Origin of the sequence: Cellulomonas sp. H30R-01, from assembly GCF_010119915.1 — a bacterium.
GTDB classification, from domain to species: domain Bacteria; phylum Actinomycetota; class Actinomycetes; order Actinomycetales; family Cellulomonadaceae; genus Cellulomonas; species Cellulomonas algicola.
Genome location: NZ_CP048210.1, coordinates 1,852,370 through 1,875,245, shown reverse-complemented (window position 1 = coordinate 1,875,245; position 22,876 = coordinate 1,852,370). Strand labels below are relative to the sequence as shown.

General features: G+C 75.8%; 26 protein-coding genes, 2 tRNA genes and 1 riboswitch. Of the genes, 12 read left to right on the top strand and 16 right to left on the bottom strand.

What is annotated here, in order from left to right; genetic code table 11:
- Nucleotides 1-10: 10 nt before the first annotated feature.
- The gene (locus GXP71_RS08380) at nucleotides 11-601 is read right to left on the bottom strand and encodes a M15 family metallopeptidase (RefSeq protein ID WP_162352283.1); all 591 of its coding nucleotides are present in this window, start codon (nucleotides 599-601) and stop codon (nucleotides 11-13) included.
- A 174-nt stretch (nucleotides 602-775) separates the two neighbouring features.
- Here GXP71_RS08380 and GXP71_RS08375 point away from each other — a divergent pair, with 174 nt between their 5' ends.
- The 3 genes from GXP71_RS08375 to GXP71_RS08365 all read left to right on the top strand — a co-directional run bounded on the left by GXP71_RS08375 (nucleotide 776) and on the right by GXP71_RS08365 (nucleotide 3,530).
- Nucleotides 776-2,101 (top strand): sensor histidine kinase, encoded by a 1,326-nt coding sequence (locus tag GXP71_RS08375; protein WP_162352282.1) that lies wholly within the window; start codon nucleotides 776-778, stop codon nucleotides 2,099-2,101.
- A complete protein-coding gene (locus GXP71_RS08370; RefSeq protein ID WP_162352281.1) occupies nucleotides 2,098-2,808 on the top strand; it encodes a response regulator transcription factor in 711 nt (236 codons plus the stop codon). The genes GXP71_RS08375 and GXP71_RS08370 overlap by 4 nt, the downstream gene beginning before the upstream one ends.
- A 161-nt stretch (nucleotides 2,809-2,969) precedes the next feature.
- Entirely contained in the window at nucleotides 2,970-3,530 is a 561-nt protein-coding gene (locus GXP71_RS08365) for a GNAT family N-acetyltransferase (protein WP_238402684.1), read from the top strand.
- A 28-nt stretch (nucleotides 3,531-3,558) separates the two neighbouring features.
- Here GXP71_RS08365 and GXP71_RS08360 read toward each other — a convergent pair whose 3' ends face one another.
- Both GXP71_RS08360 and GXP71_RS08355 read right to left on the bottom strand, forming a co-directional pair.
- Nucleotides 3,559-4,338 (bottom strand): SDR family NAD(P)-dependent oxidoreductase, encoded by a 780-nt coding sequence (locus GXP71_RS08360; protein WP_162352280.1) that lies wholly within the window; start codon nucleotides 4,336-4,338, stop codon nucleotides 3,559-3,561.
- Nucleotides 4,339-4,574: 236 nt separating this feature from the next.
- Nucleotides 4,575-4,967 (bottom strand): ATP-binding protein, encoded by a 393-nt coding sequence (locus tag GXP71_RS08355; RefSeq protein ID WP_162352279.1) that lies wholly within the window; start codon nucleotides 4,965-4,967, stop codon nucleotides 4,575-4,577.
- Between the two features lie 126 nt (nucleotides 4,968-5,093).
- Here GXP71_RS08355 and GXP71_RS08350 point away from each other — a divergent pair, with 126 nt between their 5' ends.
- Nucleotides 5,094-5,474, top strand: a complete 381-nt coding sequence (locus tag GXP71_RS08350) for an STAS domain-containing protein (RefSeq protein ID WP_124341338.1) — start codon at nucleotides 5,094-5,096, stop codon at nucleotides 5,472-5,474.
- Nucleotides 5,475-5,479: 5 nt separating this feature from the next.
- Here the strand turns inward: GXP71_RS08350 and GXP71_RS08345 are convergent, their stop codons facing one another.
- From GXP71_RS08345 to GXP71_RS08325, 5 genes are all read right to left on the bottom strand, one after another.
- Nucleotides 5,480-5,911 (bottom strand): rhodanese-like domain-containing protein, encoded by a 432-nt coding sequence (locus GXP71_RS08345; RefSeq protein ID WP_202924349.1) that lies wholly within the window; start codon nucleotides 5,909-5,911, stop codon nucleotides 5,480-5,482.
- Nucleotides 5,908-6,447, bottom strand: coding sequence for a cysteine dioxygenase family protein (locus tag GXP71_RS08340; protein ID WP_162352278.1), 540 nt, complete (start codon nucleotides 6,445-6,447; stop codon nucleotides 5,908-5,910). Before GXP71_RS08340 ends, GXP71_RS08345 begins: the two co-directional genes overlap by 4 nt.
- A gap of 437 nt (nucleotides 6,448-6,884) precedes the next feature.
- Nucleotides 6,885-6,957: transfer RNA gene (locus tag GXP71_RS08335), tRNA-Asn, on the bottom strand.
- Between the two features lie 73 nt (nucleotides 6,958-7,030).
- Nucleotides 7,031-7,540, bottom strand: coding sequence for a hypothetical protein (locus GXP71_RS08330; protein ID WP_162352277.1), 510 nt, complete (start codon nucleotides 7,538-7,540; stop codon nucleotides 7,031-7,033).
- Nucleotides 7,541-7,600: 60 nt separating this feature from the next.
- Nucleotides 7,601-7,674 (bottom strand) — tRNA-Ile (locus GXP71_RS08325).
- A 119-nt stretch (nucleotides 7,675-7,793) separates the two neighbouring features.
- Between GXP71_RS08325 and GXP71_RS08320 the strand changes: the two genes are divergently transcribed.
- Entirely contained in the window at nucleotides 7,794-8,603 is an 810-nt protein-coding gene (locus GXP71_RS08320) for a DUF1206 domain-containing protein (protein ID WP_162352276.1), read from the top strand.
- A 77-nt stretch (nucleotides 8,604-8,680) separates the two neighbouring features.
- Nucleotides 8,681-8,755: riboswitch (cyclic di-GMP riboswitch) on the top strand.
- 15 nt (nucleotides 8,756-8,770) lie between these two features.
- Nucleotides 8,771-8,986, top strand: coding sequence for a BldC family transcriptional regulator (locus GXP71_RS08315; RefSeq protein WP_200829613.1), 216 nt, complete (start codon nucleotides 8,771-8,773; stop codon nucleotides 8,984-8,986).
- Between the two features lie 254 nt (nucleotides 8,987-9,240).
- On the opposite strand, the gene GXP71_RS08310 is transcribed toward GXP71_RS08315, so the two are convergent.
- The 3 genes from GXP71_RS08310 to GXP71_RS08300 are packed head-to-tail and all read right to left on the bottom strand — an operon-like array spanning nucleotide 9,241 to nucleotide 12,557.
- Complete coding sequence (locus GXP71_RS08310; protein WP_162352275.1) at nucleotides 9,241-9,783, bottom strand: TetR/AcrR family transcriptional regulator; 543 nt, start codon at nucleotides 9,781-9,783, stop codon at nucleotides 9,241-9,243.
- A gap of 38 nt (nucleotides 9,784-9,821) precedes the next feature.
- The gene (locus GXP71_RS08305; RefSeq protein ID WP_162352274.1) at nucleotides 9,822-11,744 is read right to left on the bottom strand and encodes a YhgE/Pip domain-containing protein; all 1,923 of its coding nucleotides are present in this window, start codon (nucleotides 11,742-11,744) and stop codon (nucleotides 9,822-9,824) included.
- Nucleotides 11,745-11,792: 48 nt separating this feature from the next.
- A complete protein-coding gene (locus GXP71_RS08300; RefSeq protein WP_202924348.1) occupies nucleotides 11,793-12,557 on the bottom strand; it encodes an AAA family ATPase in 765 nt (254 codons plus the stop codon).
- A gap of 141 nt (nucleotides 12,558-12,698) precedes the next feature.
- On the opposite strand from GXP71_RS08300, the gene def reads away from it, so the two are divergent.
- The 5 genes from def (at nucleotide 12,699) to GXP71_RS08275 (ending at nucleotide 16,818) form a co-directional block, all read left to right on the top strand.
- Nucleotides 12,699-13,187, top strand: coding sequence for a peptide deformylase (gene def / locus GXP71_RS08295; RefSeq protein ID WP_124341013.1), 489 nt, complete (start codon nucleotides 12,699-12,701; stop codon nucleotides 13,185-13,187).
- A gap of 139 nt (nucleotides 13,188-13,326) precedes the next feature.
- The gene (locus GXP71_RS08290; protein ID WP_124341012.1) at nucleotides 13,327-13,827 is read left to right on the top strand and encodes a DUF3145 domain-containing protein; all 501 of its coding nucleotides are present in this window, start codon (nucleotides 13,327-13,329) and stop codon (nucleotides 13,825-13,827) included.
- A gap of 147 nt (nucleotides 13,828-13,974) precedes the next feature.
- Entirely contained in the window at nucleotides 13,975-14,460 is a 486-nt protein-coding gene (locus tag GXP71_RS08285) for an FMN-binding protein (protein ID WP_162352273.1), read from the top strand.
- Entirely contained in the window at nucleotides 14,447-15,304 is an 858-nt protein-coding gene (locus GXP71_RS08280; protein WP_162352272.1) for an FAD:protein FMN transferase, read from the top strand. Before GXP71_RS08285 ends, GXP71_RS08280 begins: the two co-directional genes overlap by 14 nt.
- Nucleotides 15,301-16,818, top strand: coding sequence for an FAD-dependent oxidoreductase (locus tag GXP71_RS08275; protein WP_162352271.1), 1,518 nt, complete (start codon nucleotides 15,301-15,303; stop codon nucleotides 16,816-16,818). Before GXP71_RS08280 ends, GXP71_RS08275 begins: the two co-directional genes overlap by 4 nt.
- 94 nt (nucleotides 16,819-16,912) lie before the next feature.
- Here the strand turns inward: GXP71_RS08275 and GXP71_RS08270 are convergent, their stop codons facing one another.
- From GXP71_RS08270 to GXP71_RS08250, 5 genes are all read right to left on the bottom strand, one after another.
- Nucleotides 16,913-18,157 carry a beta-ketoacyl synthase gene (locus GXP71_RS08270; protein ID WP_162352270.1) on the bottom strand — a complete coding sequence of 415 codons (1,245 nt, stop codon included), beginning with the start codon at nucleotides 18,155-18,157 and terminating at the stop codon, nucleotides 16,913-16,915.
- 96 nt (nucleotides 18,158-18,253) lie between these two features.
- Complete coding sequence (locus GXP71_RS08265; RefSeq protein WP_124341502.1) at nucleotides 18,254-18,502, bottom strand: acyl carrier protein; 249 nt, start codon at nucleotides 18,500-18,502, stop codon at nucleotides 18,254-18,256.
- A gap of 107 nt (nucleotides 18,503-18,609) precedes the next feature.
- Nucleotides 18,610-19,614: a beta-ketoacyl-ACP synthase III gene (locus tag GXP71_RS08260; protein ID WP_162352269.1), complete on the bottom strand. Its 1,005-nt coding sequence runs from the start codon at nucleotides 19,612-19,614 to the stop codon at nucleotides 18,610-18,612.
- A complete protein-coding gene (locus GXP71_RS08255) occupies nucleotides 19,611-20,609 on the bottom strand; it encodes an ACP S-malonyltransferase (RefSeq protein WP_162352268.1) in 999 nt (332 codons plus the stop codon). The genes GXP71_RS08260 and GXP71_RS08255 overlap by 4 nt, the downstream gene beginning before the upstream one ends.
- 98 nt (nucleotides 20,610-20,707) lie before the next feature.
- Nucleotides 20,708-21,994, bottom strand: coding sequence for a CdaR family transcriptional regulator (locus tag GXP71_RS08250; RefSeq protein WP_162352267.1), 1,287 nt, complete (start codon nucleotides 21,992-21,994; stop codon nucleotides 20,708-20,710).
- A gap of 114 nt (nucleotides 21,995-22,108) precedes the next feature.
- Here GXP71_RS08250 and GXP71_RS08245 point away from each other — a divergent pair, with 114 nt between their 5' ends.
- A complete protein-coding gene (locus GXP71_RS08245; protein ID WP_225916499.1) occupies nucleotides 22,109-22,795 on the top strand; it encodes a hypothetical protein in 687 nt (228 codons plus the stop codon).
- Nucleotides 22,796-22,876 lie beyond the last annotated feature (81 nt).

The following is a 22,876-nucleotide window of genomic DNA, read 5'->3' as shown; positions in this document are numbered from 1 at the left end:
CGTGCGCCGGTCAGTGCCAGAGCCCGGACGCGTCCGGCACGGTCGGCCCGCACGTCCCGCCCGGCTCGATCGTCGCCTCGAAGTGCCACACCTCGTTCGCGAACACCTGGCACAGCCCGAACTCCGCGCCGTGGTCGAGCAGCCAGTACGCCCCGTCGGTCGCGCCCACGTCGATCGCCGTGCCCGCGACGTGCGCCGAGCCGTCCACGGGTGCGACCCACCGGTGCGCCTCGGCCTCCGAGCCGTACCGCGCGAGGGCGTCGTCGACGAGCGACTGCTGCTGCTCGGCCGTCCGGTGCCCGGACGTGATCGTCAGGTCGACGCCGTCCTCGGCGGCCGCCGCGCGCGCGGCGTCGAACCGCCGCAGGAGCTCCGCGTCGAGGCCGTCGACCGCGCGCGGGGGAGCGGCCGCCGGGTCGGCGAGCCCCACGCCGTCCTGGGGGTGACCCGCGTCGGAGAGGGCGGGTGGTGCGAGCACGGAGTCGAGCGCACCCGATGCGAACGCGGCCGCACCGACGGCCGTCACGGCGGCGGTCGTGCCGACGACGAGCGCGGGCACGAGGCGGAGGGGGGAGCGGGGTCGGGTCGTCCTGCTGGTCATGGCTCCAGCGTCGGCAAGGTCGTGCGGTGACCGCGTCGGAGCGGCGGCCGAACCGTCCGCGGCCGATCGACGGAAGGTGCCCGCCCGGTGTCCGTCCCGGGTCTGACCCGCCGGTCCCGGATCTCCGTCCGGGGGCGGTCGGGCGGCGCGCAGTCGCGCGGTTAGCGTCGTCTGGTGCACCCGACCGCGCCCCACCCCGGGTCCACCACGCCCGACGCGGCCGTCGCCCCGACGTCCGGCGACGTCCGTGACCTCCTGCTCGGCGTCGCCGTCGGGCTCGCGTGGTGCGTCGTCGTCGAGGTGCTGCGCTCCTCGGACTGGTGGAACCCGCGGTGGGTGTCCGCCTGGTGGTGGTGCGGGCTCGCGCTCGCGGTCGTCGTCGCGGCGTGGCGGGGGCACCCGCGTGCGACGTTCTGGGGTGTCGTCGTGGGCTACCCGCTCGTCTACCGCACGGGCCTGCAGTCCGAGCTGCACCTCGCCCCGCTGCTTGCCGCGGCCTTCGTCGGCGCGCGGGCGGGTGCGGTCGCGCCGGTCGTCGGAGCCGTCGCGACCGTGGGCGGCACGCTGGCCCTGCTCGTGCCCGGCGGGCTCGCCGTCACGCGCCACCTCGACGTGTGGCTGCTGCCCTGGATGCCGCTCGTCGACGTGTCCTACTCGGTCGCGCTCGCGACGCTCGCGTGCGCGGTGGTGGTCCTCGGCGCCGTCGTCCACCGCCTCGAGCGGACCAGCGCCGACCTGGCGGCCCGCAACGCCGAGCTGCGCCGGCTGCAGGAGGTGCGCACCGAGCGCGCGGTGCTCGCGGAGCGGACCCGGATCGCGCGGGAGCTGCACGACGTCGTCGCGCACCACGTCAGCGCGATCGTCGTGCGCGCGCAGGCGGCCAACCGCGTCGCCGGGCGCCGTCCGGAGGCCACCGCCGAGGCGACCGCGTGGATCGCCGGCGCGGGCAAGGAGGCGCTCACCGCGATGCGCGGCCTCGTCCACGTGCTGCGCGCCGACGACCGGGCAGACGCCCTCGACGCCGGAGCCCGGGGGACGGCGGGGTCGTCCGCCTCCGCCGGCGTCTCCGCCGCGCTCGCCCCGGCACCCGGGGTCGACGACGTCGGGCGTGCGGCGCAGCGGCTGCGTGAGGCCGGCGTCGCCGTCGACCTCACGCTCCCGGACCGTGTCGACCTGCCGCCCGACGTCGCGCTCGCCGTCGCCCGCATCGCCCAGGAGGCGCTGACGAACGTGCTGCTGCACTCCCGCGCGACACGCGCCGAGGTCCGCGTCGACGACCGGGGCGAGACGCTGCACCTCGTCGTCCGTGACCCGGGACCGCACCGCGCCGAGAGCCCGTCCGGGGGTCACGGCCTGGTCCACATGCGCGAGCGGGCACGCGCGTGCGGCGGTCGCCTCGACGCCGGACCCACCGGCGACGGCGGGTGGTCGGTGCACGCGTCCTTCCCGACGACGACGCCGCGCGGTCCCGGCGCCGCCGTGGCCGAGGCGGCGCGGTGACGGTGCGCCTGGTCGTCGTCGACGACCAGCCCACGATCCGGCTCGGGCTGCGCATGATCCTCGAGCACGAGGACGACATGGCCGTGGTCGGGGAGGCCGGCACGGGCACCGACGCGGTCGACGCCGTCCGGGCGACGCGCCCCGACGTCGTCCTCATGGACATCCGCATGCCGGACGGCAACGGCATCGACGCGGTCGCAGCGCTCGTCGCCGACCCGGCGCTCGCGGGCACCCGCACGATCATGCTCACGACGTTCCACGACGAGGAGTACGTCGTCGCGTCGTTGCGCGCGGGTGCGGACGGGTTCCTCCTCAAGGACGCCGACCCCGCCGAGCTCGTCGCCGCCGTCCGGCGCGTCCACGCGGGCGACTCGCTGCTCGACCCCGCGGTCACCCGGGACGTCGTCGCGCGGTACGTCCGGCTCGCGGAGGCCGCCGACGCGGTCCGGTCGCGCACCGCGTCACCGGCGGCCCGGCAGGTGCTCGACCGGCTCACGCCGCGCGAGCGGGACGTGCTCGTGCACCTCGCGACGGGGGCCACGAACGCCGACGTCGCTGCCGCGCTCGCGCTCACGGAGGCCACCGTCAAGAGCCACGTCAGCTCGATGCTGTCCCGGCTCGGCCTCGCGACGCGCGTCCAGCTCGTGGTCGCGGCGTTCGACGCCGGGCTCGTCCGCCCGGCGACGGGCGAGGTCGACGCCGTCTGACGGCACGACGGCCGCGGGCCGGCGTGGTCCGACGTCCACCCCTGGCGGCGCCCGCCGCGCGCTGCCGAGCGGCGTGACCCCGCGGTGCCCGACCCGCGACCGTGACCGCGCCCGACGCCGCGCTCGTGACACCCGACGCACGCCCCGCCTACGGTCGAGCCGTGACCGACCTGCGCCACGTCCTCACCGCCCGCCTGCGCCTCGACGCCGTACGCGTCGACGACACCGAGCCGGTGTTCGTGCTGAACGCCGACGCGCGGCTGTGGGAGCACCTGCCGTCCGGGCGGCACACGTCGACCGACCAGACCCGCACCCAGCTCGAGCGGTACGCCACCGCGTGGGACGACGACGGCCTGGGCTACTGGACCGCGCGCGACCGCGAGGACGACCGGGTGATCGGGATCGGCGGCGTGACGCTGCGCGAGGGCACCGTCTGGAACGTGTACTACCGGTTCGCGGTCGAGGCGCAGGGTCGCGGGCTCGCGCACGAGCTCGCGAGCGCCGCGCTCGACGCCGCCCGCGACGTCCGGCCCGACGTCCCGGTCGCCGCCTACCTCCTCGAGCACAACGCGGCGTCCCGCCGCCTCGCCGAGCGTCTCGGGCTCACGCTCGCCTGGCGCGGACCCGACGTGGGCAACCCCGACCCGGACGCGGTCCGGCTGGTGCTCGCGGACCGGCCGCTCGACGAGGACGCGCTCGCGGTGATGACGACCAGCCCGTGACAGTCGCTCGCTGCGCGGGACGTCCCGCTCAGACGACGAGCGACTGGCCCCCGTCGACGAACACCTCGGTGCCGGTGATGTGGCTCGCGCCGTCGGACACGAGGAACGCGACCGCGTCCGCGACTTGCGACGCGCGCCCGGGCTCGGACCCCGTGAGCGGGATCTCGCCGTCGGGGAACTCGACCGTCACCCCCAGGCGCTCGGTGTTCCGCTGCTCGGTGTTGTCGCCGATCTCCGTGTCGATCGCGCCCGGGCACACGACGTTGACGCGCACCCCGCGCGGCGCGAGCTCGACCGCGAGCATGCGCGCCAGCGCCACCTGCCCCGCCTTGCTCGTCGCGTAGGCGGACGCGCCCGAGTTGCTGAACGTGCGGGTCCCGTTGATGGACGACACGACGACGACCGCACCGCCCTGCCGCACGAGCAGGGGGACCGTGTACCGCAGGGTGAGGAACGTGCCGGTGAGGTTCGTGCCGATGGTCGCGTCCCACTCTTCGGGCTCGATCTCGTCGACCGGCGCCCACACGCCGTTCACCCCGGCGTTCGCGACGACGACGTCGAGCCGGCCGAGCTCCTCCTCGACGCGCCGCACCACGCCCCGGACCGCCTCGGCGTCGGCGACGTCGGCCGCGACCGGCACCGCGGTGCCACCGGCGTCGCGGATCTCCGCGGCGACCTCGTCGGCGCTCTCCTGCCGGTGCCCGAGCACCACGACCGTCATGCCGTCGGCCGCGAGCCGCAGCGCGCTCGCCCGGCCGATGCCCGACCCGGCGCCCGTCACGAGCGCCACCTTCTCCGCCGCCACCATCGCGCGTCCTCTCGCCACCGACCCGGCCGCCGCCGCCCTCCGGACGCCGACCGCATGCGATCCGTCGACCGTAACCGCGCACCTGCGCCGCCGCCCGCCCGGCCCCGACCGGGCGCGCTGCCGACCGTCGTGGCAGCGTGCGGACACGCACGGACGGGGTGGTGGGCACCGCGCCCGGTCAAGCACGGGCCGTGTGACGAGCCCCGCAGGTGACGCCTACGTCACCCGAGCGCCGGTCACCAGCGGACCGTGAACCACACGACCTTGCCCGCGCCGCGCGTCGGACGCCACCCCCAGCCCGACGTCACCGCGTCCAGGATGTGCAGGCCGTGACCACCGGGCAGGCCTTCGCGTCCCGAGCGCCGCCGGGGCGCTGTCGTCGTGCCGTCGTGCACCTCGAACGTCACCTCGCGGTCGCGCTGGACCGCGCGCACCGTGATCGACTGCGAGCCGGGAGCGTGCCGCACCGCGTTGGTGAACGCCTCGCTCATCGCGAGCTGGACGGAGTCGACCACGCGCTTGGGCGCACCCGCGTCGCGGGCCCGCTCCATCGACCACGCGCGCGCCCGCGCGAGGGACCCCACGGAGGACGCGAACGAGCGTTCGTTGCCGTCGACCTCCGCGTGCACCCGCCGACCGTACCCGCCCGGACGCGTCCGTGCGCACCGGCGACGGGCGCGTCGCCCGGTCGGCCAGGCGGCGGTGTCGCGCGTCGGGTACGACGGTGCCCGCGTCGAGTCGTCATACTGGGGCACGTGACGTCACCGACACGCCTGGACGGCGCAGACGCCCCGCAGGACGGCCTTCGGGTCGACCCCGAGCACCCGCACGTGCTGCGCGTCGACGGCGACGTCGACGTCGCGTCCGTCCTCGACCTCGCCGACGAGCTCGGCGTCGCGCGCGGCGAGCTCGGCCCGACCCTCGTCGCCGCCGGGGTGCGCGAGATCGACCTGACCCGGGCCACGTTCATCGACTCCTCGGTCATCGCGGTGCTCGTGACCGTCGCGTCCCACCAGTCGTCGCGCGTCCCGCTGCGCGGCGCGTCGGGCAGCCCGCTGATGGCGCTCGAGGCCTCGGGCGTCGTGTCCATGTTCGACCGGGACGGCGAGGGCGACCGGGACGACGCGGCCCGCTGAGCCGGTCAGGCGTGCACCGTGCGCGCCGTCCCGCCCACGGGCACCCCGGCGGTCGGCAGACCCGCCGCTCGCCACGCGCTGAACCCGCCGTCGACGTCCGTCGCCCGGTGCAGCCCCAGGTCGGCGAGCGACGCCGCCGCGAGGCTCGACGTGTACCCCTCCGAGCACAGCACGACGACCTCGACGTCGTACCCGGTCGCCGCGGGGATGCGGTGCGCGCTCGCGGGGTCGAGCCGCCACTCGAGCACGTTGCGCTCGATGACGACTGCGTCCGGCACCTCGCCCTCGGCCGCCCGCTGCGCGGCGGGGCGGATGTCCACGAGGAGCGCACCGCGCTCGACTGCGGCCCACGCCTCGTGCGGCGTGAGGCGGTGCAGGCGCGCGCGAGCCTCCGCGAGGACGTCGTCGATCGTGCGGCGGCGCACCGCGGCGGTCACGCGTCCGTCTCCGGCTCGTCGGTGTCGACGGTGCGCGTCGGCACCAGCACGCCGTCCGGCCCCGCACCCCAGTAGGTCATGCGGGTGAGCGGGGGAGAGTAGGCGTGGATGCTCACGGCCGGCTCCGTCCCCGCGTTGACCACGTCGTGCAGATCACCCGGCTCGACCGTCTGGGTGCGCCCGGCCGCGAAGCCCTGCGGGACGGGCGCGCCGTCGTCGCCCGGGCGGAGCTCGGTCAGGGTGCCCGCGGCGACGGTGAACGCCGCGGACGACCGACCGTGGTCGTGCAGCTCGGTGCCCTGCGCGGGCAGCCACGTGAGGAGCCACACGTCGACGCCGGCCGGTGCGTCGAGCCGGGTCCACCACCGTCCGCTCTCCTGGAAGCGGACGAGCGGACGCCAGCGGTCCGGGCGCGCCGCGATCGACCGCACGAGGTCGGCGAGCTCCGCGGTGCCGAGTGTGCCGGGTGCGGCGGCTGCGGCGGGCGCGGCGGGTGCGGTCGCAGTGGTGGGCGGCAGGGTCAGGTCGAGGGTCATGGTCGTGTCTCTCCGGTGCGTCGAGAGGCCGACGCGGCGGCTGCGCGCAGGAGGCGCACGCGTCACGGCGTCGACCGGGGGCTGCTCCGGCGTGGTCGCCGGTGGATCAGGACGGGCAGCAGCGGCGACAGCGACACGACCGGCGCGCGAGGGCCGGCGACGCGGGGACGCGGACGGAGGAGGACGTCGTGGTCGGCACGGGTGGGTCCTTCCTCTCGGGCGTCGGCGGGCGGGAGGAGACTCGCTCCCGGCAGGCGGCAGACGTCACCACAGCGCTGCTCGCAGGGCAAGGCGGAGCGGCGCACTTCTCACGATCCGGATGGCACGGCGTCGCGCGCAGGCGTGGGGCGGCCCTGCTGCGCGGCCGGGGCGGAGATGTGGCGGTACGACGAAGGCCCCCGCTCGGCGTGGTGCCGGGCGGGGGCCTCGGTGCGAAGCTCCCTCGACTGGACTCGAACCAGTAACCGTCCGATTAACAGTCGGATGCTCTGCCAATTGAGCTACGAGGGATCGCGCGGGAAGAAACTCTAGCAGCCGTCGGAGGGTGCTCCGGACCACCCGAGGCGTCCGGCGGCCACCCGCGTCAGCGGGGCAGACCCACCGCGTCGCGCGCCTCGGCCTCGGCGACGTCGAGTGCCGCGGAGACGACGGGGTCGTCGACGTCCACGCCCGCGTCGCCCAGCACCTGCGTGAAGATCTCGCCCTCCTCGTCGCGCCGCAGCGCGAGCCGGACCTTCGCGCCGCCGGGCACGGTGACGGGCACCGTGTGGACGACCGACTGCTGGACGCGCTCGCGGAACGTCTGCGTGAAGCTCACGGACGCGGAGTCCTGCGCGAACGGCAGGCGCGACGTGCCGCCCCAGACCCAGGTGACCGTCAGCACGCGCGTCGCGGGGTCGAGCGACCCGCGGTCCACCTCGCTCCAGGGGACGCGGGCGACCTTGCCGTCCTCGAGGAGGTGCAGCGCCCGGCGGGACGCGACCGCCCACCGGCCGTCGCTCAGGTGCGCCTCGACGAGGACGCGGTCGCCGGGGCGCAGGTCGAGCAGCGCGCGGTCCGCCGCAGGGAGCCGGCGTCGACGGGAGAGAGCCACCGGGCAACGGTACCCGCGCGGGGTGCGGCCCCCGCGCACGCGCGGGGGAGGGGCGTCGGGTGGGGCAGGTGGGGCTTGAACCCACGACCCACGGATTATGAGTCCGCTGCTCTGACCGGCTGAGCTACTGCCCCGAGGCGGAGCCCAGGCTACGGCAGTCCTCTCCGGTCGCGGGGGTGCGCGTTCGCTGCCACGATCCGACGCGACGGAGCACGGGGGACGACCGGGGGGAGAGCGGGGTGGTGAGGCGCAGATGAGCGGGAACACGACGCACGCCGAGCACGGCTGGGAGCTCGCGGCGCGGGCCGGGTACGCGGTGAGCGGGGTGCTGCACGTGCTCATCGGCGTGCTGGCCCTGCAGGTGGCGGTCGGAGGCGGCAGCCAGCAGGCCGACCAGTCGGGCGCGCTGGGGACGGTCGCGTCGACGCCGTTCGGCGGCGCGGCGCTGTGGTTCTTCGTGGTGGCCTTCGCGGCGCTGGGCGCGTGGGAGGTCGCCAAGGCCGTCCGTGGCGCACCGCCCACGTCGGGTGGCGGTGCCCAGGGCTCGCGGACGAACGGGTGGCGTGCCAAGGCGGCGGGCCGTGCGCTCGTGTACCTGGCGCTCGCGTTCGCGTCGTTCGCGTTCGCGCGCGGCGGCGGCACGTCGAGCGAGCAGCAGACCGCGGACCTCACGTCGCGACTCATGTCGGCGCCCGGCGGTCGGATCCTCGTCGCCGCCGTCGGTCTGGCGGTCGTGGGCGTCGGCGTCTACCACGTGGTCAAGGGTTGGAAGAAGAAGTTCCTCGCCGACCTGCACCGCCTGCCGTCGGGGACGGCGGGGCGCGTGGTCGAGCGCCTGGGCGTCTGGGGCTACGTGCTCAAGGGTGTCGCGCTCGGTGTCGTGGGGGTGCTGTTCGTCGTCGCGGCGGCCAAGGCCGACCCGCAGGCGGCGGGGGGCCTGGACCAGGCGCTGCACACGCTGCGGGACCAGCCGGGCGGGCCGTTCCTGCTCGGGCTCGTGGCGCTCGGGCTCGTCGCGTACGGCGGGTATGCGTTTGCCCGTGCGAGATACGGGCGGCTCTGAAGTTCACCCGTTTGCCGCACGCAACTGACGCGGAGTTTCTTGACTAACTGTCCAGAAACGGTCATAGTTCTTGTTGTCAGCGACAACGGCAAACCCGCCGCAAGGTGGGGACGCAAAGCCACGGGACCCACGAGGTCAGCCGAGCTACCGAACGACAGGAGATGACCATGGCTGTGACCACCGACGCCCCCCTCACGCAGGGTGCCCTTCTCACCCCCGGCGAGGTCGCGGTCCTGTTCCGCGTGGACCCCAAGACGGTGACGCGCTGGGCGCAGGCCGGCAAGCTCTCGGCCGTCCGCACGCTGGGCGGGCACCGCCGCTTCCACGAGGCCGAGGTGCGTCAGCTCCTCCAGGGCGTTCCCACGCAGCGCGCGGGCGAGTGATCTCTCGCGGCTGCGCCGCGACCTGCACGACCCCGGGACGCCGGCGGTGACACCAGTCGCCGCCGGCGTCCTGCTGTGTCCGGCGTGCGGAGCGTCCGGCGTGCGGACGCCGAGCCGGTGGGGGAGTCAGCGCTGGCCCACGCGCCGGCGGCGACCGACGGGCGCCCGACCGGCGCCGGACCGGGCGCGCGTCCCGCGACGGGCCGAGCCCTGTCCCGCGTCGGCACGGTGACCCGGCCGGACGCGCGGCGACGTCAACGGACCGTCGTCAGCACCGCTGACCGCACGTCCTCGAGCGAGCGCTCCGGCTGGAACACGAGCCACTCGAGCCCGGCCACGACCGTGGCACCGAAGAGCGCCGCAGCCGTGAGCGACGGGTCCCGGCCGGGCCACGCCGCCTCGACGGCACCGGCGAACACGCCCATCGCGTCGTCGCGCAGCGCGCGGATCGAGTCCTGCCACAGGCGGCCCGTGCGGAACACCTCGGCGACCATGACCTTCGCGAAGTCCGGGTGGTCGCGGACCTGCGTGAGCAGCTCGGTGACGAGCGCGTCCACCGCGTCCGTGCCGGTCAGGCCGTCGGCGGCCGCCCGCAGCGCCGCGGTGAGCCGCGCGACGCCCTCGGCGATGATCGCCTCGAACAGCTCGGCCTTGGAGCCGAAGTTGTAGAACACCGACCCCTTCGCGACGCCGGCCGCGGCTGCGATGTCGTCGACGGCGGTCGCGGTGTAGCCGCGCTCGGCGACGAGCGCGAGGGCCGCGTCGACGATGTGCCGCCGGGTGTCGGTGGTCCGCATGCGTGCAGCCTCCCAGAACGTGCGCCCGCGGGCGCCGGTCAGATCGTGAGCGCGGGGTGCAGACGCGACAGCGTCCACGTCCGCATGCGTCCGGCCCGCCACGACGTCACGGCGAGCGACGCGACGAGGAGCGTGACGAGGTAGGCGACCGCCGTCCAGAGCCGCCCGTCGGGGTTGCCGGTGAGCAGCGCCCGCAGGCCGTCGACGCCGTAGCTCATGGGCAGCAGGGGGTGCAGCGCCCGGAAGAACGCCGGTGACGTCTCGACCGGGTACGTGCCGCCCGCCGACGCGAGCTGGAGCACGAGCAGCGCGAGCGTCGCGATGCGTCCCGCAGCCGTGCCCAGCAGCGCGAGCAGCATCTGCTGCACCGCGAGGAAGGCGGCGACCACGAGCACGGTGAACGCGAGCGCGCCGACCGGGTGCGTCGGTGTCAGCCCGACCCCCACCCGCAGGACGGTGAGCAGCACGACGACCTGCACGATCCCCATGACGAGCGCGGGCGCGTACCCGGAGAGGGCCGCACGGACGCCGCGCGCGGGCGTGGTGAGGGCGCGCGGCGGGACGGGCCGCAGGATCATCCACGTCACGACGCCGCCCAGGAACAGGGCGAGCGGCAGGAAGAACGGGGCGATGCCCTCGCCGAAGCCCGCGGCGGTCGCACGGTCGGTCGCGTCGAGCCCCACGGGGTCGGCGATCGCGGCGGCGCGCGCCGCCCGGGTGCTGTCGTCGTCGGCCGGGACCTGCGCCGCACCGTCGTCGAGCGAGTCCGCGAGCGTGGCCGTGCCCGCGCCGAGCCGGCCGGTGCCGTCGACCAGCCGGGTGGCGCCGTCGGCGACGTCGTGGGCGCCGGACGCGACCTGCGCGGTGCCGTCGGCGAGCGAGCGCGTGCCGTCGCGCAGGGACCCGGCCCCGGCAGCGACCTGTGCGGTCCCGTCGTGCAGCGCAGCCGCCCCGTCGGCGACCTGGCGGGCGCCCGTGTCGAGGGCGTCGAGCTGCTGCCGGGCCGCGGCGAGGGTCGCCGCGTCGGGCAGCCGGTCCGCCGTCGACGCGAGGTGCGTGAGGATCTGCGCTGCGGCGGTGTCACCCGCCTGTGCGCGCGCGGTGAGGTAGGCGGTGAGCGTCTGCAGGTCGGCGGGCAGCCCGGACATGTCGGCGACGAGCCCGTCGACCTGCGCGGCCGCGGCGTGCACGCCGTCGGCGACCTGCGCGCTCCCGGTCGCGAGCCTCCCGGCCGCGGTGTCGGCCTGCGCCGACCCGTCGGCGAGCCGCGCGGCGCCGTCGCGGACGTCCGCGGCACCCGACGACGCCCGCTCAGCGCCCTCGGCCAGCGAGCCCGCACCGTCCGCGAGCGTCCGCGCGCCGGCGCCGAGCTGGTCCGCGGCATCCCGCAGACGGACCGCGCCGTCGGCGGCCTCCGTGAGACCGTCGTGCGCCTGCGAGAGCCCGACGAGCACCGCGTCCACGGCTTGCTCGCCCGCGGTCTCCGAGACGGCGGCCGTGATCCGCTCCATCGCGGTGCGGCCCAGCGACGTGACGAGGAACGAGTTGGCGTCGTCGTAGGCGACGTCGATGCGCGCCGAGCGCGGGGAGTCGCCGCCGGCGGAGACGAGGTCGGCCGAGAAGTCGGCGGGCACCGTGACGCTGAAGTAGTAGCGGCCGGAGTCGACGCCGTCGGCGGCGTCAGCGGGGTCGGTCACGACCCAGTCGAGGCGGTGCTCGTCCACGAGCCGGTCGACGAGGTCGGCACCCGCGTGCACGGGCTCGCCGTCGCGCGTCGCACCCGCGTCGGCGTCGACGAGCGCGACGGGGATGCGGTCGAGGTGCCCGGTGGGGTTCCAGAACGCCCACAGGTACAGGACGCCGTAGAGCAGCGGCACGACGATCATCGCGACGACGGCCAGGCGGGGCAGCGTGCCGCGGCGGAAACGGCGCAGCTCGGTGCCGGCGGTGAGCGAGAGCATGACGGTCCTCGGGGTTGCGGTGGGTGCTGTGGGTGCGGCTACGGGGAGTCAGAGGGGGAGCGCGACGACGGTGGGCGCCGTGACCCAGCGGGTGCGCGCGACCTCGTCGGCGCTCGCGCACGCGGCGACGACCGTGAGGCCGTCCGCGGCGAGCCGTTCGAGCCGGCTCCAGACGACCTGGCGGCGGGCGTCGTCGAGCACCTGGTCGACGTCGTCGACCACGAGCAGGCGGGGCCGCTGCAGCAGCGCGAGCCCGAGGCGCAGCAGCATCGCGTCGAGCTCGTCGAGGTCCCACACGACGGTGCCCGGCGCGGGGACGGGACGGTCGCCGAACGCCGGCGCGAGCGCTTCGTCGAGCGTGTGCTGCCCGAGGCGGGGCTGGCGCCGGTACCACGGCCCGAGCCAGGCGAGCCGCTCGCGGACGAGCGCGCCGACCGTGACGGACTGGTCGAGGTCGTCGATCCCGCCGAAGCCGGCGATCGCCGCCTCGCGCTGCACGGCGCGACGCTCGCGCGGCAGGTGGTGGCCGAGCACGTCGAGCCGCGCGTCGGCGTCGGGGACCATGCGGCCCGCGAGCGTGAGCAGCAGGCTCGTGCGGCCCGACCCCTGGGCGCCCTGCACCAGCAGGAGCTCGCCCGACGCGACGTCGAGGTCGACGGGTCCGTACACCCGCCCGCGCGGCCCGTGCAGGGCGAGGCGTCGGGCGCGCACGACGGGCGGTGCAGACGTCGCGCCGAGGGGCTCGGGGGCGCCGGGGGTGTCGCTCGCAGCACCGGCGACAGGGGTCGTGCCGATCTCGGGGGAGGCGGTCATGTGGCGATTCCCTTCTGACTGACCGGTCAGTACAAAGGTACGCCCGCTTCGTCGGCTTGTCGGCGCCCTCCGGTGTCTCGCTGCTCACACGCCGCCTCCGGACGGCCCTGGTCGACGGCCCGGGCATGAAAGGATCGACGCATGGCCATGCGAGAGATCCGCACCGTCGGAGACCCCGTCCTGCGCACCCCGTGCGACCCGATCACCGCGGTCGACGACCGTGTCCGCTCGCTCGTCGAGGACCTGCTCGAGACGGTCGACCACGAGGGTCGCGCCGGGCTCGCGGCCAACCAGATCGGCGTCGGCCTGCGCGCGTTCTCCTGGAACATCGACGACGAGATCGGCTACGTGCTCAACCCCGTCATCGTCGAGCTCTCCGAGGACGAGTACCAGGACGGCGACGAGGGCTGCCTCTCGGTCCCGGGCCTCTGGTACCCGACGCGCCGCGCCTGGTACGCGCGAGTCGTCGGCACCGACCTCGACGGCAAGGAGGTCGTCGTCGAGGGCACCGAGCTCATGGCGCGCTGCCTCCAGCACGAGGTCGACCACCTCGACGGCATGCTGTACCTCGACCGCCTGGAGCGGTCGGTGCGCAAGAAGGCGATGCGGGCGATCCGCGAGCAGCTCTGACGCATCCCCGCCCGGGTGCTTGGCGGTGACGCCGCACGTCGGGCATAGTGTGCACAGCACGCCGCGAGACCGTGAGTGCTCCTGAGCAGGACCCGAGGACGTTGGGGAAGGCGAACCTCGAGCCGACCAGGAGGACGACATGGCAGGTGCGATCACCCGCGGTGTTCTTTTCGTGCACTCTGCGCCCCGTGCGCTGTGCCCCCACATCGAGTGGGCTGCCGGGAACGTCCTGACCGCGCGGGTGACCTTCGACTGGACCCCGCAGCCGGCAGGCCCTGGCTTCTACCGTGCCGAGCACTCGTGGCAGGGTCCGCAGGGCACCGGCGCGCGGCTGGCGTCCGCGCTGCGCGGCTGGGCGCACCTCCGGTACGAGATCACGGAGGAGGCGAGCCACGGCGTCGACGGTTCCCGCTGGAGCCACACGCCCGAGCTCGGGATCTTCCACGCCGCGACCGACGTGCACGGCAACGTCGTCGTCCCCGAGGACCGGATCCGCGCGGCGCTCGAGCACGCCGACGACCCCGCGCGCCTGCGTGCGGAGCTCGACCTGGCACTCGGGCAGGCCTGGGACGACGAGCTCGAGCCCTTCCGCTACGCGGGCGCGGGTGCACCCGTGCGGTGGCTCCACCGGGTGGGCTGACCTGCACCGACGTCTCGGTGCGTGAGCGCCTAATCGATTCGAGCGTGGACAGCCTGCCGACCCTGTCCGCCAAGGTGTGACTCCTGGCGTCGCCCCCTCGACGCCTGCCGACCCGGGAACGCCCGGGCCACGAGAGGACGCACCCCGATGACCACGCCCCGCACGCCTGCGCTCGCCCTCGCGGGCCTGACGCTCGCCGCCGCCCTCACGGGCTGCGCCGCCGACGCCACGGCCGCCGACGGCACGACCGCCGCGGGCGGTGCCGCGGGGACCGGCGCCGCCGGCGCGCAGGGCGACGCGAGCGGTGCCGTCGGCAGCTCCGCCTCCCCGACGAGCCGCATCGTCGACGGCACCTACGTCGGGGTCGGCATCTACACCTCGCCCGCGGGCAAGGAGAGCATCGAGGTGACGCTCACCGTCGACGAGGGCATCGTCGCCGCGATGGACGTCGTGCCCCAGGCGACCAACCCCACCTCGCAGACCTTCCAGTCCGACTTCGCCTCCGCCATCTCGGCGCAGGTCGTCGGGATCCCGCTCGAGGACGTCGACGTCGACGTCGTGGCCGGTGCCTCGCTCACGACGCAGGCCTTCGAGTCCGCGCTGGAGTCCGTCCTCGCCGATGCGCGCGCGTGAGTCGTTCGACGCGATCGGCACCCGGTGGACGCTGCGTACACCGGTACCGCTCGACGAGGCCGTGCTCGCCCGCGTCCACGCGTGCGTCGCGGCGTACGACGCCGTGTGGTCCCGGTTCCGTCCCGACTCGCTCGTCGCCCGGATCGCGCGCGCACCCGGCGTCCACGCGCTGCCGGAGCACGGCGTCGCGCTGCTCGACCTCTACGACGTGCTCGACGAGCGCACCGGCGGCGCCGTGTCGCCGCTCGTCGGCCGCAGCCTGGAGCGGCTCGGCTACGACCCGGGGCTGACCCTCGTCCCGGCGGGTCCGCCCGTGCCCGCCCCGCGCGCGGCCGACGTGCTCGAGCGTGACGGCGACCGGCTCGTCGTGCACGAGCCCGTGCTGCTCGACGTCGGCGCCGCGGGCAAGGGCCAGCTCATCGACCTCGTGGCCGCCGAGCTCGCGGCGTGCGGCGTCGAGGACGTCCTCGTCGACGCGGGCGGCGACGTCCTGAGGCACGGGACCCCCGTGCGGGTCGGGCTCCAGCAGCCGGGCGACGCGAGCCGCGCGGTGGGCGTCGTCGAGGTCGCCGACGCCGCGGTGTGCGGGTCGGGCGTGGACCGGCGCGCGTGGGGCGACGGGCTGCACCACGTCGTGGACGCCCGCACGGGTGCGCCGACGCGGGACGTCGTCGCGACGTGGGCCGTCGCCTCGACCGCGATGGTCGCCGACGGGCTCGCGACCGCGCTGTTCTTCGTCGAGCCCGAGCGTCTCCAGGTGCGGTTCGACCTCGAGTACGTGCGCATCCACGCGGACGGCCGCGCGCAGTGGTCGCTCGGGCTGCCGGGGGAGGTGTTCGCATGAGCCGCGTCGACGACCTGCTCGGCCGCGTCACGACGTACCGGACCGTCTCGGCCGCACTGGGCGCCGTCCTCACCGCCGCGCTCCTGCTGGCTCTTGCCGGGAAGCTGCACGTCGAGCCGGTCGCGCTCGGCGTGTCGGTCGTCGTCGCGGTCGCCGTGACCCTGCTCGTGAGCCTCGCGTGCGGCGCGCTCCGGCGCGTGCCCGTGCACCGCGAGTCGTCGGTGATCACCGGGCTCATCCTCGCGCTGCTGCTCCGCCCGTCGACCGCACCCCTCGACCTCACGGTCCTCGCCGCGGCGGCCGCCGTCGCGGGAGCGTCCAAGTTCGTCCTCGCCGTGCGGTCGCGGCACGTCCTCAACCCCGCGGCGGCCGGGGCGCTCGCCGTGGGGCTCGTCGGCGTCCCGTTCGGGGCGGTGCCGGCCACCTGGTGGGTCGCGACGCCCGCGCTGCTGCCCGTCGTCGCGGCCGCTGCGCTGGCCGTCGTCGTCCGGACCCGGCGCGGGCTGCTCGTCGGCACGTACCTGGTCGTCGCGGGCGGGGTGGTGACCGTGCGGCTCGTCGGACTGGGCCTGGCGCCGCCCGATGCCCTGTGGACCGCGCTCGCGTCGTACCCGCTCGTGTTCGCCGCCGCGTTCATGCTCACCGAGCCGCTGACGCTGCCGCCCCGCCGCCGCCAGCAGCTCACCGAGGCGGCGCTCGTCGGCGCGCTCACCGTCACGCCCTTCACGCTGGGGCCTGTGTGGAGCTCGCCCGAGCTCGCGCTCGCGATCGGCAACGCGCTCGCGTTCGCCCTCGGTCAGCGCCGCGCCGTGCGGCTCACGGTCATGGGTCACCGCGACGTCACGCCCGCCGTCCGCGAGGTCGCGTTCGCGCCCGAGCGCGCGCTGCGCTTCCGCCCCGGGCAGTGGATCGAGCTGCACGTGCCGCACACGGGCGTCGACCGGCGCGGGACCCGCCGGGTGTTCTCGGTCGCGTCGCCGCCCGGGCACGTGGACGGCATCGTGGTCGCGTACCGGCTGACGCCCGCGCCCAGCTCCTTCAAGCGCACGCTCACCGCGCTGCCGGAGGGCGTCGTCGTGCGCGCCACGTCGGTCGGCGGCGACTTCCTCCTCCCGCGACGCGCCGACGTGCCGCTGCTGCTCGTCGCGGGCGGGATCGGGATCACGCCGTTCGTCAGCCAGCTCGCGGCGCTGGCCCGCGCGGGCGAGCGGCGCGACGTCGTCCTGCTGCTCCTGCTCGGGCCCGGTGACGAGCCGCCCTACGCCGAGGTGCTCACCGCGTCCGCGGCGCGCGTCGTGGTGGTCGCCCCGACGCCGCCCGCCGTGCTGCCGGAGGGGTGGGAGCACCGTGCTGCGCCCCTGCTCGAGGACGCCGTGCTCCGCGAGGGCGTGCCCGACGCCCACCGGCGGCTCGCCTACGTCTCGGGTCCGCCGCGCATGGTCGTGCACGCGCGCCGCACGCTGCGCCGGGCGGGTGTGCGTCGGATCCGCACCGACGCGTTCGCCGGCTACTGACGACGCTGCGCCGTCGCCGCAGACGCCGAGGGCGCGCCACCCGGGCAGGGGTGGCGCGCCCTCGGTCCGCCGGGGCGGACGGGTGGTGCTGCGGTCAGACGGACGTGACGACGAGCGCCACGTTGTGGCCGCCGAACCCGAACGAGTTGTTGATCGCCGCGATCTGCCCGTCGGGCAGCGCGCGCGGCTTGTCGCGCACCAGGTCGAGCACGAGCTCCGGGTCGGGGTCGTCGACGTTGATCGTCGGCGGCGCCTGCCGGTCGTGCAGCGCGAGGATCGTGAACACCGACTCGAGCGCGCCCGCGCCGCCGAGCAGGTGCCCCGTCATCGACTTCGTCGCCGACAGGGCGACGTGGTCCGCCTCGTCGCCGAGCACGCCGCGGATGCTGCGGGCCTCGATGAGGTCGCCGACGACCGTCGAGGTCGCGTGCGCGTTGACGTGCACGATGTCGCGGTGCGAGACCCCGGCCTCCTGCAGCGCGGAGCGCATGGCGCGGATCTGCCCGTCGCCCGAGGGCTCGGGGGACGTGATGTGGTAGCCGTCGGCGGACAGGCCGACACCGGCGATGCGCGCGTACACGCGCGCGCCGCGCGCGGCGGCGTGCTCCGCGCTCTCCAGCACGACCACCCCGGCGCCCTCGCCGACGACGAAGCCGTCGCGGGCCACGTCGTACGGGCGCGACGCGCGCTGCGGGTCGTCGTTGCGCTGCGACAGCGTGCGCGACGCGGCGAACGCGCCGATCGGCATGGGGTGGATCGGGGCCTCGGTGCCGCCCGCGACCACGACGTCGGCGCGACCCGAGCGGATCATCTCGACGCCGTACCCGATCGCCTCGGCACCCGACGCGCACGCCGACACCAGGGCGTGGGCACCCGCGCGGGCACCCAGGTCGAGCGACACGAACGCGACGGGGGAGTTCGGCATGAGCATGGGCACCGTCATCGGCAGCATGCGCCGGGCGCCCTTCTCGCGGAGCGTGTCCCAGCCGTCGAGCATGGTCCAGATGCCACCGATGCCCGACGACACCACCGCACCGAGACGCTCGCCGTCGACCTCCGGGGAGCCCGCGTCGGCCCACGCCTCGCGCGCCGCGATCACGGCGTACTGCGCGGTGGGGTCCATCTTCTTGAGCTCGGGACGCGGCAGGACGTCCGCGGGCGCGACCTTGATGGTCGCGGCGAACGAGACGGGGATGCCGTAGGTCTCGGCCCAGTCGTTGTCGAGGGTGCGGGCCCCGGACTCACCGGCGAGGGCGGCGGCCCACGTCGAGGGCACGTCCCCGCCGAGCGGCGTGGTGGCGCCGAGTCCGGTGACGACGACGTCGGTTGCGTGGCTCATCGGTGCTCCTGGTGGCGATGGGGGTGGCCCGTCCCGGCGCCCGCGACGACGGTGCGGTCGTGGCGGCGCCGGGACGGTGCCCGGGTCACGGCAGGCTCAGGACTGCGCGCCCGCGATGAACGAGACGGCGTCGCCCACGGTCGTGAGGTTCTTGACCTCGTCGTCGGGGATGCGCACGTCGAACTTCTCCTCGGCGAGCGTGACGATCGTCATCATCGACAGCGAGTCGATGTCGAGGTCGTCGGTGAAGGACTTCTCCGGCAGGACCGAGTCGGCGGGCAGGCCCGTCTCCTCGCTCACGATCTCGGCCAGACCGGCCAGGATCTCCTGCTCGCTGTACGCCATGGTGTCTCCTCTGGTGACTGCTGGAAGGGTCGGACGAACGGTACAGCCCGAGGGTGGACCGCTCCCCGGGGGCGGGGCGGGCCCGACGAGCGCCGGGCCGCGGTGGATCAGGGCAGGACCACGACCTGCGCGGCGTACACGAGGCCGGCGCCGAAGCCGATCTGCAGCGCGAGCGCGCCGCTGGGGACCTGGCCCTCGCGCAGCAGGCGCTCGGTCGCCAGCGGGATCGACGCGGCGGACGTGTTGCCCGTGTCGGCGATGTCGCGGCCGACGACCACCGACTCGGGCAGCTTCAGCTGCTTGATCATCTGGTCGATGATCCGCATGTTCGCCTGGTGCGGGACGAACGCCTCGATGTCGTCGGCCGTCACGCCTGCGGCGTCGAGGGCCTTCTGCGCGACGGGCGCCATCTGCCACACGGCCCACTTGAAGACCGACTGGCCCTCCTGGCGCAGCGTCGGCCACCCGGCACCCTCGTCGCGCGTCGCGAGCCACGAGTGCGTCTGGCGGATCGCCTGCGCCTGACCGCCGTCGGAGCCCCAGATCGTCGGGCCGATGCCCGGCGTGTCGGACGGGCCGATCACGACCGCGCCCGCGCCGTCGCCGAGCAGGAAGGAGATGGTGCGGTCCGTCGGGTCGACGAACTCGCTCATCTTCTCGGCCCCGATGACGAGCACGTGGCGGGCGGTGCCGGCGCGGACCAGCGCGTCCGCCTGGCCGATGCCGTAGCAGTAGCCCGCGCACGCCGCGGAGATGTCGAACGCCGCGGCGGGCGTCGCGCCGAGGCGGTCGGCGACGATCGCGGCGCCCGCAGGCGTCTGGTGGAAGTAGGTGACGGTCGAGAGGATGACGGCGTCGATGTCGGCGCCCGTGAGCCCCGCGTTCTCGAGCGCGGCGCGCGCGGCGCCCTCGGCCAGGTCGAGCACGTCGGTGCCGTCGCCCGCGCGGCGGCGCGTGACGATGCCCGTGCGCTGCCGGATCCACTCGTCCGAGGAGTCGATGGGGCCGACGAGGTCGTCGTTCGGGACGACGCGCTCGCCGCGCACGCCTCCGATGCCGAGGATCCGGGTGTGGGCCGGTCCGGTGGCCTGCGTCAGGGTGGGTCGGGTCACGACGGCTGCTCCTGGGTTGCGGTGGTGCCCTCGGGCGTGGACGCGGACGCGGCGCCGTGGCGGCGCACGAGGTCGCGTGCGGCGTCGAGGTCGGCCGGCGTCTTGACGGCGACCGTCTCGATCCCCGGCAGCGTACGCCGCGCGAGGCCCGTGAGGACCCCGCCCGGTGCGACCTCGAGCAGGCCGGTCACGCCGAGCGCGAGCAGCGTCTCCTGGCACAGGTCCCAGCGGACGGGGTTGGCCACCTGGGCGACGATCAGCGCGAGCGCGCGGGCGCCGTCCGGGACGACGGTGCCGTCGGAGTTCGTGAGCAGGGGCACGACCGGGTCACCGGGCGTGATGCCGTCGGCGGCGGCGCGCAGCTCGGCGACGGCGGGCTCCATGACCTGCGTGTGGAACGCGCCCGCGACCTGCAGCGGGACGACGCGCGCCCGTGCGGGCGGTGCGGCGGCGAACGCGGCGAGCGCGTCGAGCGGGCCGGCGGCGACGACCTGGCCGCCGCCGTTGACGTTGGCGGGCACGAGCCCGTGCGCGGCGAGCGCCGCGAGGACCTCGTCCGGGTCGCCGCCGAGCACCGCGTTCATGCCGGTCGGCGTGCTGGCGGCCGCGCGGGCCATGGCAGCGCCGCGGACGGCGACGAGCGCGAGGGCCTCGTCGTCGGTCAGCACGCCCGCGACGGCCGCGGCGGCGAGCTCGCCCACCGAGTGGCCGGCGGTCGCGCCGACGACGCCCGCGGCGGCCGTGCCGAGCGGGGTGCCCGCGTCGACGTCGAGCACGGCGCGCAGGCTCGCGAGGGCGGACGCGACGAGCAGCGGCTGCGCGACTGCGGTGTCGCGGATCGTGTCCGCGTCCGAGGTCGTGCCGTGCGCGCGCAGGTCGAGACCGGCGGTCCGCGACGAGCGGTCGACCGACTCCGCGACGACGGGCAGCTCGAGCCAGGGGGCGAGCATGCCGGGGGACTGGGCACCCTGTCCGGGGCAGACGACGACGAGCACCTGTCCACCTTGCCGTGCCGCCGGTCCCGTCCGGGCTCGTGACGCACACCAACGTTCGCGGACCGCGTTGTGCGGACCCTACAAACGGTGCGGACCGGTCAGGGGCGCGCGACGATCGAGGTCACGCCCGCCGCGTCGAGCCGCCCCAGGGCGAGCGCCGTCTGCAGGACGTACGACTCGCGCGCGTCGAGCGGGTCCCATCCCGTGACGTCCGCGACCCGGCGCAGCCGGTACCGCACGGTGTTGGGGTGCACGTAGAGCGTGCGCGCGGCGGCCTCGAGGGACCGCCCCGTGCCGAGGTACGCCGACAGCGTCTCGAGCAGCGACCCCTGGCTCGCCGCGAGCGGCTCGTACGCGCGGTGCACGAGCGCACGCCGGGCGGTGACGTCGCCGACGAGCACACGCTCGGGGAGCAGGTCGTCGGCCTGCACGGGTCGTGGCGCCTGCACCCACGCGGCGGCGGCGGCGAGCCCGGCGAGCGCGGCGCGCGCCGCCCGCGCGCAGTCCGCGAGGTCCTGCGCCTCGGGCCCGACGACGACCGGACCGGGCCCGAACCGGGGGAGCAGCGCCGTCACGGCCGCCCGCAGGTCGCCCTCGCCGCCGACCAGCACGACCAGCCGGTCGCCGTGGATGCCGACGAGCGCGTCGTCGGCGGCGCGGCGCGTGGCCCGCCGCAGGTCCGCGGCCCGGACGTCGTCGAGCGGGGACGCGGTCGTACCGACGATCACGAGCGTCGAGCCGCGTCCGCTCCACCCCAGCGCTGCGACACGCGACCTCAGCGCGTCGTCGACGTCCCCGCGCACGATCGCGTCGACCACCAGCGCCTCGAGCCGCGCGTCCCACGCACCGCGCACCTCGGCCGCACGGGCGTAGACCTCGGCGGCCGAGAACGCGACCTCGCGCGAGTAGCGCAGCACGGCCTCGCGCAGCGAACGCTCGTCACCGGGTGCCGCGAGCCGGTCGCTGTTCGACTCGACGACGTCCACGACGACACGGACCAGCTGCAGCGTGTGCTGCAGCGAGATCGAGCGTGTGAGCTCGGGCGGAGCCGTCGCGAAGATGTCGCCGACACCGTGCGGGGGTCGCGTCGGGTCCATGAACCACGTGACGAACGCGGTGATGCCGGCCTGCGCGACGAGCCCGACCCACGACCGGTCCTCCGCGGGCAGCGCGCGGTACCAGTCGAGGTCCTCGTCGAGGCGGCGCATCGCCGCGGCCGCGAGCAGCCCCGAGCCCTCGCGCACGCGCCGCTGCGTCTCGGCGTTCGCCGTGCCCTCGCCTCCGTCCGGGGCGTCGACCGAGCGGCGGCGCGGCGTGGTGGCGTCGGCGGGCCGGGCGTCCTGCGCGCCGGTCGGCGGGCGTCCGCCGTGCGAAGGTCCGGGCATAGGGGGAGCATAGGAGGCGCGCTTGTGGGAAGTCGACAAAGGCGCGCGCAGGGGTCAGGGAGCGGCCCGGAGACGGGCCGGGTGCCCCGCCCGGTCAACGGCTAAGGTCACGACATGGCTCTCCTGCCCCGACTGCGACAGCTGATGCGCCGCCCGAGCTCCGCCTCGCGCGTCGGAGCCCGACGACCCACCACCGCCGCGCGGCGGGGGGACACCCTGCACGAGGACGCCCTGCGGTCGATGCTCAGCGACGACCCGAACAACGAGCGCGCCTTCCGCGCCCTGGCCGAGATCGTGCGGCGTCGCGCCGCCGAGTCCGGCTCCGAGGAGGACCCGCTCACGGCGCCCGGCAACGAGACCGAGCGCGAGCGTGCCGCCGACCTCGCGGTCTGGGCGCTCGGCGAGGAGCTCGCCGGCAACCCGCGTGCCTGGTACCCGCTCATCGAGGTCGCCCGGCTCTCCGTGCGCGACGACCACGAGGGCACGTTGCGGCGCCTGACCACGGCGTCCGAGCGCGACCCGTCGGGCCGCGCGCTCGTCGAGTCGCTCGCGCTCCTGCGCAGCGCCGGCCAGCCCGTGGACGCCCTCGGTCTCGGAATCGGGCACTGGCGCCCGCGCGAGCACGACCCGGAGGTCGCCCGGCACCTGGTGCTCGCCGCGATCGAGGCGGGCCGGCCGCTCGAGGCGAAGCAGCACCTCGGCTCGCTCGACCTCTACCCGGACCAGGCGGCCGTCGCCGACCTGCGCAACGAGCTCGCGCGCGCGGTCGCGCACGCCGAGCAGACGATCCCCGGCACCTGACACCGCACCCGCGTCGCCCCTGCGCGGCGCGGCCGACGGCGGCGCGCCCGGAGCGCGCCGGAGAGCACGAGGGCCCGCGGC